This is a genomic window from Georgenia satyanarayanai (genome assembly GCF_009193135.1).
Taxonomy (GTDB): domain Bacteria; phylum Actinomycetota; class Actinomycetes; order Actinomycetales; family Actinomycetaceae; genus Oceanitalea; species Oceanitalea satyanarayanai.
This window is the reverse complement of sequence record NZ_VUKC01000006.1, coordinates 15,201-29,793: the sequence shown is the minus strand read 5'-3', so window position 1 is coordinate 29,793 and position 14,593 is coordinate 15,201. Positions and strand designations below refer to the sequence as shown.

Below are 14,593 nucleotides of genomic sequence, written 5' to 3'. Positions count from 1 at the left end.
TTCCCGCACCCCACGGACGCGCGGTGCGGGTGCGGACCATGCCGGAGCAGCCGATCCTGGCCCGATGGCAGCAGGAGTGCCCACCTCCGTCCCCGCCACCGCGGCACGCGCGGCCGCAGCGGCCACTGGTCAGGTCCTCGGCGTCGCGCTGGGCGCGCTCGGCCGGGTCCGCCGGGGCAGGTCGTTGCACCCGCGGGGCACCGTCCACGAGGCGGTCCTCACCGTCTGGGGAGCGGAGCGCCCGTGGGGAGTCCCGCTCCTCGACCGCGCCGGCGAGCACCGGTGCGTCGTCCGCGTCTCACGAGCGGCGGGGCTGCCCCCACCCCTCCCGGACGCCCGCGGCCTGGCGCTCCGCCTCGAGGAGCCGACGGGCACGGTCGACCTCCTCGTCTCGACGACCGGCGTCGGCCCGCTCACCCGGTTCGTCCTGATCCCGCGCCGCACGGAACGCCGGCCGATGACGTCGCTGCTCCCCGTCCGCACCCCCACCGGCGCTCTCCAGCTGCGGCTCACGCCGGTCGCCCCCGACGGCGCCGCCCGGACCTGGCTGCTGAGCGCGGCTCGCGGGCGTGGTCCCTGGGAACCCGTAGGCCGTCTCGTCGCCACGGCGCAGCCGGTGCGGCCGGACCCGGACCCGCCGCTGCGGTTCGACCCCGTGCGCCACCTGCCCGCCGGCGTGAGCCAGTACCCGTGGGTACGGCTGGTGCGTGACCCCGCCTACGTCCGGTCGCGGCAGTGGTCCCCGTCGTCGCGCTGGCGTCGCCGCCCGGGTGCGTGACCCGGACGCCCGCGTGATAGTGAGCAGGGCCACAACCCGGCCCACACCGCCGACCGGGTGGACTCACGAGGAGGCAGGATGTTCTTCCACAAGCAAGAGCTGCAGTTCAGCGCCACACCGGACAAGCCCGACGCCGTCTACGCCCGCAAGCTCCAGGAGGTGCTCGGCGGCCAGTACGGCGAGATCAGCGTCGCCATGCAGTACGCGTTCCAGGGCTGGAACATGCACATCCCCGGAAAGTACCGCGATCTCGTGTTCGGCATCGGGGCCGAGGAGTTCGGCCACGTCGAGATGCTCGCCGTCATGATCGCCCAGCTCCTCGAGAAGTCGCCGCTCGGGATCACGACCGACGCCGTCCAGGCGGACCCCACGGTCGCCGCGGTCATCGGTGGGACGGACGTCCAGCACGCCATCGTCGCCGGGGCCGGTGCCCGCCCGGTCGACTCCAACGGCAACCCCTGGCAGGGCTCGTACATCACCGCGAGCGGCAACCTGCTCGCCGACTTCACGGCCAACGCCAACGCCGAGATGCAGGGCCGGGTCCAGGTGGCCCGGCTCTACCACATGACCGACGACTCCGGAGTGCGGGACATGCTCGCCTTCCTCCTCGCCCGCGACACCATGCACCAGAACCAGTGGCTGCGGGCGGTCGAGGAGCTCAAGGCCGACGGGTTGGAGGAGCTGCCCACGCCGAGCAACTTCCCGCAGAAGAAGGAGCACACCGAGGTCTCCTACCAGTACCTCAACTTCTCCGACGGCGAGCACGCCAAGGAGGGCAGCTGGGCCTCGGGGCCGTCCATCGACGGCAAGGGCGAGCACACCTACCACGACGGCCCGACGACGTCGGCACCCATGCCGCCGCCCACCCGGCCGGACGCGCGCTTCTACGGCACCACCGACGTGCCAAACCGCGTGGAGAAGATCGCCGGCACGGTGCAGGACAAGCTGCACCGCGAGTAGGACCCACCGGTGGACGGGGGCCGGTCCGCGCCGAGCGGCCCCCGTCACCACCCGAGGACAGGAGCACCCATGACCAGACGGCACGACGTCGTCGTCGTCGGCGGCGGGAACGCCGGCATCTCGCTGGCGGCGCGCCTGCGCCGGCTCGGGTGCCCCGACGTCTGCGTGATCACCCCGGACCAGGACCACCTCTACCGCCCGCTGCTCAACTTCGTCGCGGGTGGCCAGGTGTCCCTCGACCGGCTCACCCGTCCCATGCGGGACGTCATCCCCGAGGGGTGCACCTGGGAGGCGAGCCCCGCGGTCGCCGTGGACCCCGAGGCCCGCGAGGTGACGCTCGCGTCGGGCACCCGCATCGGGTACACCGACCTCGTGCTCGCCCCCGGCCTGGAGCCCGACATCGCGGCGACGCCGGGACTGGGGGAGGCGATCGACCTCGGCTGGGCACGGACCTCCTACCTCCGCCGCACGGCGGAGACGACGTGGGACGCCATCCGTGAGACCGGGAGCGGACGCGTCGTCTTCACCGTCCCGCCGGAGCCGGCACCGGCCGGCGGGACCGCCCTCAAGCCGCTCTTCCTCGCCTGCGACCACTGGCGGGCCCGCGGTGTGCTCGACCGCATCGACGTCCACCTCGTCACGCCCTACGAGGACGTCCTCGACCTGCCCTTCGTCGACCGGCACCTGGAGCCGGCCCTCGAGCGGTTCGGCGTCACCGTCCACCACCGCGCGACGGTCTCGGCCGTCGATGCCCGGGGCCGTGCCGTGACGCTGTCGAGCGACAACGGCACGCGGGAGCTCGCCGACGTCCGGTGGGCGTCCGTCGTGCCGCGCTACCGCGCCCCGGAGTGGGTGCGTCCCTTCGCGGGGGAGCACCCCGCGGGGCTCGTCGACGTCGACCCCGAGACGCTCGCGCACCGCAGCGTCCCCCGGCTGTGGAGCCTGGGCGACGTCGCCGACACCGGCACCCGTCCGTCAGGTGGCGCGCTGCGCCGCCAGGTCGGCGTCCTCGCCGACAACATCCGGGCCGCCCGCACGGGTCGGCCGCTGAGCCGCTACGACGGCTACACCGTCATCCCGGTCACCGTCGACCGCCGGCGCCTCTCGCTCGCGGAGTTCGACCGGCACGGCACGCCGACGCCGAGCGTCAGCGCGATCGACCTCACCGTCCCGCGGCGACCGCTGTGGTTCTTCGACCGCTACGTCGAGCCGGTCGTCTACTACCGGCGGCTGCTCAGGGGGAAGGTCTGAGCGTCGCGCGCGTGGTGCCCCGGGCGGGACTCGAACCCGCACTGTGCTGATTTTGAGTCAACCGCCTCTGCCAATTGGGCTACCGGGGCGAGCGCACCGTCACCTTAGCGGGCGCGTCCGCCCCGGCCCAAGCCACCCGCCCGCCGGATGATGCGGTGGATCACGCCACCCGCCGGGGCGCCGCCGGGCGGTCCGGGCGGGCGGGCGAGTAGTGTTGACGCCGTGAGTGAGAACAACGAGGCCGGCCCCGTCGAGGCTGCCACCGCTGATGACATCGTCCTGCCCGTCCGCGAGGACGTGCCGAAGGCTCCCGAGGGTGACGCGCGGCGCGTCGTCGTCGCCGAGGACGAGACCCTGATCCGTCTCGACATCGTCGAGACCCTCAAGGAGGCGGGCTTCGACGTCGTCGGCGAGGCGCCGGACGGGGAGACCGCGGTGCGGCTCGTCACCGAGCTGGAGCCCGACGTCGTCGTCATGGACGTCAAGATGCCCGGGATGGACGGCATCTCCGCCGCCGAGAAGATCATGGCCGACCGCACCTGCGCCGTCGTCATGCTCACCGCCTTCTCCCAGGCCGAGCTCGTCGAGCGCGCCCGCGACGCCGGTGCGATGGCCTACGTCGTCAAGCCCTTCACGACGGCGGACCTCCTGCCGGCGCTCGAGATCGCCATCTCGCGCTTCCAGGAGATCAGCTCCCTCGAGTCGGAGATCGCCGACCTCAACGAGCGCTTCGAGACCCGCAAGCGCGTCGACCGCGCCAAGGGCCTGCTCATGACCAAGATGGGCCTGTCCGAGCCCGAGGCCTTCCGCTGGATCCAGAAGACGTCGATGGACCGCCGCCTCACCATGCGTGAGGTCGCCGACGCCGTCATCGACCAGGTCGGCGCCAAGTAGTCATCAGTCGGCCGCTTCCGGGCGGTCGACGAGCATGCACGTGAGACGGGCGGTGCACACGCGCCGCCCGTCCTCGTCGGTCACGGCGACGTCGTAGGTCGCCAGCCGCCCGCCGAGGTGCAGCGGGGTCGCGACGGCGGTGACGAAGCCCGAGCGGACCGCGCGGTGGTGCGTGGCACTGAGGTCGACGCCGACCGCGCCGCGGCCCTCACCGGCGTGGAGCGTCGCCGCCACCGAGCCGATCGTCTCGGCCAGCGCGGCCGACGCGCCCCCGTGGAGCAGCCCGACGACCTGCGTGTTGCCCTCCACCGGCATGCGGGCCGACACGTGCTCGGGGCTCGCGGTGAGGAACTCGATGCCGAGCCGCTCGGTGAGCGTGCCCAGCCCGCCGACGGTGTCCTGGAGGCGCGCGAGGATGTCGGGGTCGGTGCTCGTCATGGCTCCAGCCTGCCACGGCGCCCCCGCCCACCGGCCGCCGCTGGAGCGCGGTGTCGGTGGCGCCACCTAGGGTTGGGGCGTGAGCACGAGCACCGATCGCCCCCGCCTCCTCGTCGTCGACGGCCACTCCATGGCCTTCCGCGCCTTCTACGCGCTGCCCGTGGAGAACTTCTCGACGACGACCGGCCAGCCGACCAACGCCGTCTTCGGCTTCACCTCGATGCTGATCAACCTGCTGGCGGCGGAGGAGCCCACCCACATCGCCGTCGCGTTCGACGCCGGGCGGACCACCTTCCGCACCGAGCAGTACAGCGAGTACAAGGCCACCCGTGACCAGACGCCGGAGCCCTTCCGCGGCCAGGTCGCCCTCATCGTCGAGGTGCTCGAGGCCATGGGCATCCCGCACCTCACCAAGGAGGGGTTCGAGGCGGACGACATCATCGCCACCCTCGCCACCCAGGGCGCGGCGGACGGCCTCGACGTCCTCGTCATCTCCGGGGACCGGGACACCTTCCAGCTCGTCCGTGACGACGTCACCGTCCTCTACCCGGTCAAGGGCGTCTCCTCCCTCGCGCGCATGACCCCGCAGGCCGTCCTCGACAAGTACGGCGTGCCGCCCGAGCGGTACCCCGACCTCGCCGCCCTCGTCGGCGAGACGAGCGACAACCTGCCCGGCGTGCCCGGGGTGGGGCCCAAGACGGCCGCGAAGTGGATCGGCGCCTACGACGGGCTCGAGGGCATCCTCGCGCGCGCCGAGGAGGTCTCCGGAAAGGCCGGGCAGTCGCTGCGCGACAACCTCGAGCAGGTCGCTCTCAACCGCAAGCTCAACCGCCTCCTCACCGACGTCGAGCTGCCGGTCAAGGTCGACGACCTCACCCGCAAGGCCGTCGACCGCGAGGCGGTGCACTCGGTCTTCGACGCCCTCGAGTTCGCCGTGCTGCGCGAGCGGCTCTTCGCCAACCTGCCCGCCGAGGCAGCGCCCGCGGCCGACCAGGGCGTCGACGTCGCCGTCACCGCCCTCGGTCCCGGCGAGCTCGCCGGCTGGCTCGAGCCCCGCCGTGGCCAGCTGCTCGGCCTCGAGGTCACCGGCACGGCCGCGCAGGGCACCGGGGACGCCTGGGCCCTCGCACTCGCCGACGACGCCGCGACCGCGGTGACACTCGACCTCACCTCGGTCACGCCGGAGGACGACGCCGTCCTCGCGGCCTGGCTGGCCGACCCAGCCGCCCCCAAGACCCTCCACGACGCCAAGGCCGCCGCCCACGCGCTGTCCGGGCGCGGTCTCACCCTCGACGGCATCGCCTTCGACACCGCCGTCGCCGCCTACCTGTGCCGGCCGGACCAGCGCCGCTACGACCTCGCCGACCTCACGCTGCGCCACCTGCGCCGGGAGCTCCTCGCCGAGGAGGACCCCGGCGGCCAGGGCATGCTCGTCCTGGACGACACCGCCGCCGGACGGCAGGCCGGCGTGCGCGCCGTCGCCGTCCGTGACCTCACCACGGTGCTCCAGGGCGAGCTCGAGGACCGTGGCGCCGGCCACCTCCTCGCCGACCTCGAGCTTCCCGTCCTCGGGGCCCTGTCCCGCATGGAGCGGGCGGGGATCGCCGCGGACCTCGAGTACCTCCGCGAGCTCGAGGCACGCTTCGGCACCGCCGTCGACGACGCCGCCTCCGCCGCGTACGCCGTCATCGGGCACGAGGTCAACCTCTCCTCCCCGAAGCAGCTCCAGGAGGTGCTGTTCACCGAGCTGGAGATGCCGAAGACGAAGAAGACCAAGACCGGCTACACGACGGACGCCGACGCCCTGGCTGACCTCTTCGCCAAGACCGAGCACCCCTTCCTCGCCCACCTGCTGGCCCACCGCGACGCGATCCGGCTGCGGCAGACGGTCGAGGGCCTGCTGCGCTCCGTCGCGCCCGACGGCCGCATCCACACGACCTTCCACCAGACGATCGCCGCCACCGGCCGGCTCAGCTCCACCGACCCGAACCTCCAGAACATCCCGGTGCGCACCGAGGAGGGGCAGCGCATCCGCCGCGGGTTCGTCGTCGGGGAGGGCTACGCCTCGCTGCTCACCGCCGACTACTCGCAGATCGAGATGCGCATCATGGCGCACCTGTCGGGGGACCCGGGCCTCATCGACGCCTTCCGCAGCGGGGAGGACCTCCACTCCTACGTCGGCTCGCGCGTCTTCGAGGTACCCACCGACCAGGTGACCAGCGCGATGCGCGCGAAGATCAAGGCGATGAGCTACGGCCTGGCCTACGGCCTGTCCGCCTTCGGGCTCTCCCGCCAGCTGCGGATCGAGGTGGGCGAGGCGCGCACGCTCATGGACGACTACTTCGAGCGCTTCGGCGGGGTGCGCGACTACCTCGGCGGGGTGGTCGACGAGGCGCGCCGCACCGGCTACACCGAGACGATCATGGGCCGGCGCCGCTACCTGCCCGACCTCACGAGCGACAACCGGCAGCGCCGCGACATGGCCGAGCGGATGGCGCTCAACGCCCCCATCCAGGGCAGCGCCGCCGACATCATCAAGGTCGCGATGGTCGAGGTGGAGCGCGGGCTGCTCGCCGCCGGGCTGCGTTCCCGCCTGCTCCTCCAGGTCCACGACGAGCTCGTCCTCGAGGTGGCGCCGGGGGAGGAGCAGGCCGTCGAGACCCTCGTCCGCGAGCGGATGGCCGCCGCCGCCGAGCTCCAGGTGCCCCTCGACGTCTCCGTCGGTCACGGTCGTTCCTGGCACGAGGCCGCCCACTGAGGGACCGGAGGACGGGGACATGAGCGGGGTGGGCTTCTGGGAGGTGGACTCGGCCGCCGCGGCGCGGGCGAACGGCCGGTGGTGGAGCGAGAACGCGGCCGAGTACATCGACGAGCACGGCGACTTCCTCGGTGACGCCGACTTCCGCTGGTGCCCCGAGGGGCTGCGCGAGGAGGAGGCCGGCCTGCTCGGCGACGTCCACGGCCTCCGCGTGCTCGAGGTGGGCGCCGGTGCCGCGCAGTGCTCCCGGTGGCTCACTGGGCGCGGCGCGCACGTGCTGGCCACGGACATCGCCCCCGGCATGGTCGCGCAGTCCGCCGAGCTCGACCGCCGCACCGGCCGGCGGGTACCCGCCGTCGTCGCCGACGCGCGCGCCCTGCCACTGGCCGACGCGAGCGTCGACCTCGCCTTCACGTCCTTCGGCGCGATCGCCTTCGTCCCCGACGCCGCGCGCATCCACGCCGAGGTGGCCCGCGTGCTGCGGCCCGGGGGCCGGTGGGTGTTCGCCGTCGTCCACCCCGTGCGGTGGGTGTTCCCCGACGACCCGACGTCCGCGGGCATGCGGGTGCTGCGCTCGTACTTCGACCGCACCCCGTACGTCGAGACCGACGACGACGGCGCGCCCCTCTACGCCGAGTACCACCGGACGATGGGGGACCACGTCCGGGAGGTGACTGCCGCGGGACTCCTCGTCGACGACGTCGTCGAGCCGGAGTGGCAGGAGCAGAACCGGCAGGTGTGGGGTGGGTGGGGGCCGCACCGCGGGCGCTACGTCCCGGGCACCGCCATCTTCGTCACCCGCCGCGCCTGACACGGGGCCAGCGCTCGGAGGAGTCCGGCCGTCGGGCGAAGGCGAGAGGGGTGCGGAGGCGCGGCGGGGGACCTTCGGCGGCGGGCGGGGGACGAGGCGCCGCTAGGGTTGCTCGTGGTCCCGGCGCCCCGCGCCACCCCCCGAACCCAGGAGCCACAAACGTGCGAATCGGTCTGCTCACCGGCGGCGGTGACTGCCCCGGCCTCAACGCGGCGATCCGAGCGGTCGTCAAGCGCGGGTTGGGGGAGTACGGGCACTCGATCATCGGCTTCCGCAACGGGTGGAAGGGCGTCGCCGAGGGCGACGTCATGCCGCTCACCCGCGGCGACATCCGCGGCGTCCTCGACACCGGCGGCACGCTCCTCGGCACCGCCCGCTACCACCCGCACTCCGCCGACGGCGGCCTCGACGCGGTGCGTGCCACCCTCGAGGCCGAGCGGATCGAGGCGCTCATCTGCATCGGCGGCGACGGCACCCTCCACGCCGCGAGCAAGGTCGCCGAGACGGGCACCAAGATCGTCGCGATCCCCAAGACGATCGACAACGACGTCGCCGGCACCGACCGGTCGATCGGCTTCGACACCGCCGTCCACATCGCCACCGACGCCATCGACCGCATCCACACGACGGCGGAGAGCCACAACCGCGTCATGGTCATCGAGCTCATGGGCCGATCCGCCGGCTGGATCGCCGTGCAGGCGGGGATCGCCGGCGGCGCGGAGGTCGTCCTCACCCCCGAGGAGCCCTTCGACATCGACAAGGTGACGCGCTACCTCAAGCACCGGCACCGCGCTCATGCCTCCTTCTCGATCGTCGTCGTCGCCGAGGGCGCCGTCCCGGCCGAGGGCACCTCGATGGAGTGGGAGACCAAGTACGGGAAGTTCGGCGAGATCGTCTCGGGTGCCATCAGTGAGCGGGTCGCCGAGGAGATCGCCGCGCGCACCGGCTTCGACACCCGCGTCACGGTGCTCGGACACGTCCAGCGCGGCGGCACGCCGCTGCCCTCCGACCGCATCCTCGGCTCCCGGTTCGGCGTCGCGGCCGTCGACGCCCTCCAGCACGGCCGCACGAGCGTGATGACCGCCCTCCGCGGCGAGGAGGTCGTCCTCGTGCCGCTGGAGGAGGTCGCCGGCAGGGCCAAGCCGGTGCCCGCGGAGCTCATCCGGGTGGCCAACGCGCTGGCCTGAGCGATTCTTGTCCCGACAGGTCGGGACGAGTAGGCTCACCCGAGGTGACGTGTGCTCGCGGCTGGCGACACCTTGGTGGACGGAGCTCCGCCGGGCGTGTGGTGGGTCGCGGCGTGCGAGCCGACAACCCATATCCGCACTATTCCCTGTCCGCATCGGAGTCCGTAACTTCATGACCATCACTACGCCCACTCAGCCGACTGCCCCGCAGGTCGCGATCAACGACATCGGGTCGGCCGAGGAGCTTCTCGCCGCTATCGACGAGACCATCAAGTACTTCAACGATGGCGACATCGTCGAGGGCACCGTCGTCAAGGTCGACCGGGACGAGGTCCTCCTCGACATCGGTTACAAGACCGAGGGCGTCATCCTCTCCCGCGAGCTGTCGATCAAGCACGACGTCGACCCCGACGAGGTCGTCTCCGTCGGTGACCAGATCGAGGCGCTCGTCCTCCAGAAGGAGGACAAGGAGGGTCGTCTGCTCCTGTCCAAGAAGCGCGCGCAGTACGAGCGGGCCTGGGGCACGATCGAGAAGATCAAGGAGGAGGACGGCGTCGTCACCGGCACCGTCATCGAGGTCGTCAAGGGTGGCCTCATCCTCGACATCGGCCTGCGTGGCTTCCTCCCCGCCTCGCTCGTCGAGATGCGCCGCGTCCGCGACCTGCAGCCCTACGTGGGCAAGGAGCTCGAGGCCAAGATCATCGAGCTCGACAAGAACCGCAACAACGTCGTGCTCTCGCGTCGTGCGTGGCTCGAGCAGACCCAGTCCGAGGTCCGCTCCACCTTCCTGCAGACCCTGCAGAAGGGCCAGGTCCGCTCCGGCGTCGTGTCCTCGATCGTCAACTTCGGTGCGTTCGTCGACCTCGGTGGCGTCGACGGTCTCGTCCACGTCTCCGAGCTGTCCTGGAAGCACATCGACCACCCGAGCGAGATCGTCGAGGTCGGCCAGGAGGTCACCGTCGAGGTCCTCGACGTCGACATGGACCGCGAGCGTGTCTCCCTGTCGCTCAAGGCGACGCAGGAGGACCCGTGGCAGGCCTTCGCCCGCACCCACGCGATCGGGCAGGTCGTCCCCGGCAAGGTCACCAAGCTCGTCCCCTTCGGCGCCTTCGTGCGTGTCGAGGACGGCATCGAGGGCCTCGTCCACATCTCCGAGCTGGCCGTGCGCCACGTCGAGGTGCCCGAGCAGGTCGCAAAGGTCGGTGACGAGGTCTTCGTCAAGGTCATCGACATCGACCTCGAGCGTCGCCGGATCTCGCTGTCCCTCAAGCAGGCCAACGAGGGCGTCGACCCGAGCAGCGACGACTTCGACCCGTCGCTCTACGGCATGGCCGCGGAGTACGACGAGCAGGGGAACTACAAGTACCCCGAGGGCTTCGACCCGGAGACCAACGAGTGGCTCGAGGGCTACGACACCCAGCGCGAGGCCTGGGAGGCGCAGTACGCCGAGGCCCACTCCCGCTGGGAGGCCCACAAGCAGCAGGTCGCCGCTGCGATGGAGGCCGACGTCGAGGCGTCGACTACCACGAGCTCCAGCTCCAGCTCCAGCTCCAGCAGCTCCGCTGCCGGCGCCGGCTCGGCCACGTCCTACACCTCGGCCCCGGTCGAGGCGGCGGGCACGCTGGCCTCCGACGAGGCGCTCGCCGCGCTTCGTGAGAAGCTCACGGGCAACTGACCCGAGCTGACCAGCGGCCCGTCACCCGAAAGGGTGGCGGGCCGCTGGCCTGTCCGGCCGAGGGTTACGCTCGGCCGGTGCGTACCGTCCTCGTCACCGGCTTCGGCCCGTTCTCCGACCACGCGGACAACCCGTCCGCCCTCGCCGTCGACGCCCTCGCCCGCGAGTGGTCCGCTCCCGACGGCGTCACGCTCGTCGCCGAGGCCCTCCCCGTCTCCTTCGCCCGGGCCACCGCGCGCGTGAGGGCACTGGTCGCCGAGCACCGGCCCGCCGTCGTCGTCGGTGCCGGGCTCGCCGCGGGGCGGGACCGGATCTCCCTCGAGCGGGTCGCCCTCAACCTCCTCGACGCCCGCATCCCCGACGTCGACGGCGCCCAGCCGGTGGACGTCCCGGTCGTGCCGGGGGCGCCGCTCGCCCGCGGCACGACGCTGCCCGTCAAGGCGGCCCTCGCCGCCCTCCGTGACGCCGGGCTGCCGGCCGAGCTGTCGCTCTCCGCCGGGACCTACGTGTGCAACGCCGTCATGTACGCCGCGCTGGAGGCGGTGCCCGAGGGCGTCCCCGCCGGGTTCGTCCACGTCCCGCCCGCCGACGTCGTCCCCGTCGCCGACGTCGCCCGGGCCCTGGCCCTCGTGCTCGACACCGTCCTCACGACCCCGGTGGACGTCGTCGTCCCCGGCGGCAGGGAGGACTGAGGTGCTGCGGCTCGGGCTCACCGGTGGCATCGGGGCGGGGAAGTCGACCGTCGCCCGCGAGCTCGAGCGGCTCGGCGCCGTCGTCGTCGACGCCGACATGATCGCCCGTGAGGTCGTCGCCCCCGGCGCGGCCGGTCTGGCCGCCGTCGTCGCCGAGTTCGGCGAGGGAGTGCTCGCGGCGGACGGCGCGCTCGACCGTGCGGCCCTCGGCCGCATCGTCTTCGCCGATCCCGCGGCCCGCGCCCGCCTGGAGGAGATCACCCACCCGCTCATCGCCGCCGAGACCGCGCGCCGGGTGGCGGGCCTGCCGGCCGGGACCGTCGTCGTCCACGACGTGCCGCTCATCGTCGAGCGGGGCCTGGCCGACCGCTACGACCTCGTCGCCGTCGTCGGCGCGGACGAGGAGGTGCGCCTCGAGCGGCTCGTCCGGGACCGTGGCATGTCCCGCGAGGATGCGCGGGCCCGGATCGACGCCCAGGCCACCGACGCCGAGCGGCGGGCGGTGGCCGACGTGTGGCTGGACAACTCCGGCAGCCCGGAGGCGCTGCTCTCCCAGGTGCGTCGGCTGTGGCACGAGCGGCTCCTGCCCGACGCACGACGATAGGTCCTGCCGACGTACCTAGGTACCTGCGGCTCGCTGCCCGCGGTCTCGGGCGTCCGCGCGGAGACCCGTGCCCACGCCTCGGACGCGGGCACCGAGGCGGAGTCGGAGCACGGACCGGCCGACGAGCACGCCACCCGCTTCCCGGCCGACGAGCCCGTGGCCACCCGGCGGCACGCCTGGCTCGACAGCGTGCTCTCGCTCGTCCCCGCCGCGATGCTCGTCACCGCGCTGCTGTGCTCCTCCCCTGGGGCATGGCCGTGGGCGGCTGGTGCCGGGTGCTGCGCCCCCGCTGCGCCGCGTCCGCCCCTCGCGAAGTCGCCCCGCCGATGTCGGTGGCCCGACGTACCGTGGTGCCATGCGTCCCGTCACCGACCTGCAGCGGTCCGTCGCGCCGATCGAGGTCGTCTCCGAGTACACCCCCTCCGGCGACCAGCCCACGGCCATCGCCGAGCTCGCCGGGCGTCTCAACGCGGGGGAGAAGGACATCGTCCTCCTCGGTGCGACCGGGACCGGCAAGTCGGCGACGACGGCGTGGCTGATCGAGCAGGTCCAGCGCCCCACCCTCGTCATGGCGCCGAACAAGACCCTCGCCGCCCAGCTCGCCACCGAGTTCCGCGAGCTGCTGCCCAACAACGCCGTCGAGTACTTCGTCTCCTACTACGACTACTACCAGCCGGAGGCGTACGTCCCGAGCACGGACACCTTCATCGAGAAGGACTCCTCGATTAACGACGAGGTCGAGCGGCTGCGCCACTCCGCGACGAACAACCTCCTCACCCGCCGCGACGTCGTCGTCGTCGCGTCCGTCTCGTGCATCTACGGCCTGGGCACGCCGCAGGAGTACGTCGACCGGATGGTCCAGCTCAAGGTCGGCGACCAGATCGAGCGCGACGACCTCCTGCGGCGCTTCGTCCAGATGCAGTACACCCGCAACGACCTCGCCTTCACCCGCGGCACCTTCCGGGTCCGGGGGGACACGATCGAGATCATCCCGGTGTACGAGGAGCTCGCGATCCGCATCGAGATGTTCGGCGACGAGATCGACGCGCTCTACACCCTCCACCCCCTCACCGGGGAGGTCGTCCGGCGCGAGGAGTCGATCCACCTCTTCCCGGCCAGCCACTACGTCGCGGGCCCGGAGCGCATGGAGCGCGCCATCGCCACCATCGAGCAGGAGCTGGGCGAGCGGCTGGAGGAGCTGGAGTCCCAGAGCAAGCTGCTCGAGGCGCAGCGGCTGCGCATGCGCACCACGTATGACATCGAGATGATGCGCCAGATCGGCACGTGCTCGGGCATCGAGAACTACTCCCGGCACATCGACGGCCGTGGCCCGGGCACCGCGCCGCACACGCTCCTCGACTACTTCCCCGAGGACTTCCTCCTCGTCATCGACGAGTCGCACGTGACGGTCCCGCAGATCGGGGCCATGTACGAGGGCGACATGTCGCGCAAGCGCACGCTCGTCGAGCACGGCTTCCGGCTGCCCAGCGCGATGGACAACCGTCCGCTGCGGTGGGAGGAGTTCCTCGAGCGCATCGGCCAGACCGTTTACCTCTCCGCCACCCCCGGCGCCTACGAGCTGTCCCAGTCCGACGGCGTCGTCGAGCAGATCATCCGCCCCACCGGCCTCGTCGACCCGCAGGTCGTCGTCAAGCCGACGCAGGGCCAGATCGACGACCTCCTCGGCGAGATCCGGGCGCGCACCGAGCGCGACGAGCGCGTGCTCGTGACGACGCTGACGAAGAAGATGGCCGAGGACCTCACCGACTACCTCCTCGAGCGGGGCGTGAAGGTCCAGTACCTCCACTCGGAGGTGGACACGCTGCGGCGCGTGGAGCTCCTGCGCGAGCTGCGCCTGGGCACCGTCGACGTCCTCGTCGGCATCAACCTCCTGCGGGAGGGCCTCGACCTGCCCGAGGTGTCCCTCGTCGCGATCCTCGACGCGGACAAGCAGGGCTTCCTCCGCTCGGCCACCTCCCTCATCCAGACGATCGGGCGCGCGGCCCGGAACGTGTCCGGCGAGGTCCACATGTACGCGGACTCGATCACGGCCGCGATGGCCGAGGCCATCGAGGAGACCAACCGGCGTCGCGACAAGCAGGTGGCCTACAACGAGGAGCACGGGATCGACCCGACCCCGCTGCGCAAGCGCATCGCGGACGTCACCGACATGCTTGCCCGCGAGGCCGTCGACACCGCCGAGCTCCTCGAGGGCGGCTACCGCAAGGCGGGCAAGGGCCCCGGCTCCAAGGAGCGGCAGGCCACCGGTTCGGCCGTGCGCGACCGGTTGGGGACCGCCGCCGCGAGCGACCTCGCCGACCTCATCCACCAGCTCGACCAGCAGATGCGCGGCGCCGCGGAGGAGCTCCAGTTCGAGCTCGCGGCCCGGCTGCGCGACGAGATCGGCGACCTCAAGAAGGAGCTGCGCCAGATGCAGGCCGCGCAGTGACAACGCTCACCGGACCGCTGTGTGCCGGGGTGCCCGACCTGGCGTAAGGTGACGCGGCGGAGGGGAGTATTCCCCAACGGTGGTGTCGTCATCACA

At 72.3% G+C, this 14,593-nt stretch carries 12 protein-coding genes and 1 tRNA gene; 11 read left to right on the top strand and 2 right to left on the bottom strand.

What is annotated here, in order from left to right:
* Window positions 1-64 precede the first annotated feature (64 nt).
* The 3 genes from GD632_RS08675 (at window position 65) to GD632_RS08665 (ending at window position 2,989) form a co-directional block, all read left to right on the top strand.
* Window positions 65-778 (top strand): hypothetical protein, encoded by a 714-nt coding sequence (locus GD632_RS08675; protein ID WP_152191027.1) that lies wholly within the window; start codon window positions 65-67, stop codon window positions 776-778.
* Between the two features lie 78 nt (window positions 779-856).
* The gene (locus tag GD632_RS08670) at window positions 857-1,738 is read left to right on the top strand and encodes a manganese catalase family protein (RefSeq protein ID WP_152191024.1); all 882 of its coding nucleotides are present in this window, start codon (window positions 857-859) and stop codon (window positions 1,736-1,738) included.
* Between the two features lie 69 nt (window positions 1,739-1,807).
* Entirely contained in the window at window positions 1,808-2,989 is a 1,182-nt protein-coding gene (locus tag GD632_RS08665) for an NAD(P)/FAD-dependent oxidoreductase (protein WP_152191022.1), read from the top strand.
* 12 nt (window positions 2,990-3,001) lie between these two features.
* Here the strand turns inward: GD632_RS08665 and GD632_RS08660 are convergent.
* Window positions 3,002-3,078, bottom strand: a tRNA-Leu gene (locus tag GD632_RS08660).
* A 184-nt stretch (window positions 3,079-3,262) separates the two neighbouring features.
* Between GD632_RS08660 and GD632_RS08655 the strand changes: the two genes are divergently transcribed.
* On the top strand, window positions 3,263-3,883 hold the full coding sequence (locus tag GD632_RS08655) for an ANTAR domain-containing response regulator (RefSeq protein WP_226924773.1): 621 nt from the start codon (window positions 3,263-3,265) through the stop codon (window positions 3,881-3,883).
* A gap of 3 nt (window positions 3,884-3,886) precedes the next feature.
* On the opposite strand, the gene GD632_RS08650 is transcribed toward GD632_RS08655, so the two are convergent.
* Window positions 3,887-4,321: a PaaI family thioesterase gene (locus GD632_RS08650; protein WP_152191020.1), complete on the bottom strand. Its 435-nt coding sequence runs from the start codon at window positions 4,319-4,321 to the stop codon at window positions 3,887-3,889.
* A 79-nt stretch (window positions 4,322-4,400) separates the two neighbouring features.
* On the opposite strand from GD632_RS08650, the gene polA reads away from it, so the two are divergent.
* The 7 genes from polA to uvrB all read left to right on the top strand — a co-directional run bounded on the left by polA (window position 4,401) and on the right by uvrB (window position 14,497).
* Window positions 4,401-7,079, top strand: a complete 2,679-nt coding sequence (polA, locus tag GD632_RS08645; protein WP_152191017.1) for a DNA polymerase I — start codon at window positions 4,401-4,403, stop codon at window positions 7,077-7,079.
* Between the two features lie 19 nt (window positions 7,080-7,098).
* On the top strand, window positions 7,099-7,890 hold the full coding sequence (locus tag GD632_RS08640; RefSeq protein ID WP_152191015.1) for a class I SAM-dependent methyltransferase: 792 nt from the start codon (window positions 7,099-7,101) through the stop codon (window positions 7,888-7,890).
* Between the two features lie 161 nt (window positions 7,891-8,051).
* The gene (locus tag GD632_RS08635; RefSeq protein WP_152191013.1) at window positions 8,052-9,077 is read left to right on the top strand and encodes a 6-phosphofructokinase; all 1,026 of its coding nucleotides are present in this window, start codon (window positions 8,052-8,054) and stop codon (window positions 9,075-9,077) included.
* 172 nt (window positions 9,078-9,249) lie between these two features.
* Window positions 9,250-10,752: a 30S ribosomal protein S1 gene (gene rpsA, locus GD632_RS08630; RefSeq protein ID WP_152191011.1), complete on the top strand. Its 1,503-nt coding sequence runs from the start codon at window positions 9,250-9,252 to the stop codon at window positions 10,750-10,752.
* A 77-nt stretch (window positions 10,753-10,829) separates the two neighbouring features.
* On the top strand, window positions 10,830-11,444 hold the full coding sequence (locus GD632_RS08625; RefSeq protein ID WP_152191009.1) for a pyroglutamyl-peptidase I family protein: 615 nt from the start codon (window positions 10,830-10,832) through the stop codon (window positions 11,442-11,444).
* Between the two features lies 1 nt (window position 11,445).
* Window positions 11,446-12,048, top strand: a complete 603-nt coding sequence (gene coaE, locus GD632_RS08620; RefSeq protein WP_152191007.1) for a dephospho-CoA kinase — start codon at window positions 11,446-11,448, stop codon at window positions 12,046-12,048.
* A 355-nt stretch (window positions 12,049-12,403) separates the two neighbouring features.
* Window positions 12,404-14,497, top strand: a complete 2,094-nt coding sequence (gene uvrB, locus GD632_RS08615; RefSeq protein ID WP_152191004.1) for an excinuclease ABC subunit UvrB — start codon at window positions 12,404-12,406, stop codon at window positions 14,495-14,497.
* Window positions 14,498-14,593: the final 96 nt, after the last annotated feature.

Bases quoted from the DNA above. Each gene is read 5' to 3' on its own strand.
- GD632_RS08675 (WP_152191027.1), top strand. From the start codon at position 65: ATGGCAGCAGGAGTGCCCACCTCCGTCCCCGCCACCGCGGCACGCGCG.
- GD632_RS08670 (WP_152191024.1), top strand. From the start codon at position 857: ATGTTCTTCCACAAGCAAGAGCTGCAGTTCAGCGCCACACCGGACAAG.
- GD632_RS08665 (WP_152191022.1), top strand. From the start codon at position 1,808: ATGACCAGACGGCACGACGTCGTCGTCGTCGGCGGCGGGAACGCCGGC.
- GD632_RS08650 (WP_152191020.1), bottom strand. From the start codon at position 4,321: ATGACGAGCACCGACCCCGACATCCTCGCGCGCCTCCAGGACACCGTC.
- GD632_RS08640 (WP_152191015.1), top strand. From the start codon at position 7,099: ATGAGCGGGGTGGGCTTCTGGGAGGTGGACTCGGCCGCCGCGGCGCGG.
- rpsA (WP_152191011.1), top strand. From the start codon at position 9,250: ATGACCATCACTACGCCCACTCAGCCGACTGCCCCGCAGGTCGCGATC.
- uvrB (WP_152191004.1), top strand. From the start codon at position 12,404: ATGCGTCCCGTCACCGACCTGCAGCGGTCCGTCGCGCCGATCGAGGTC.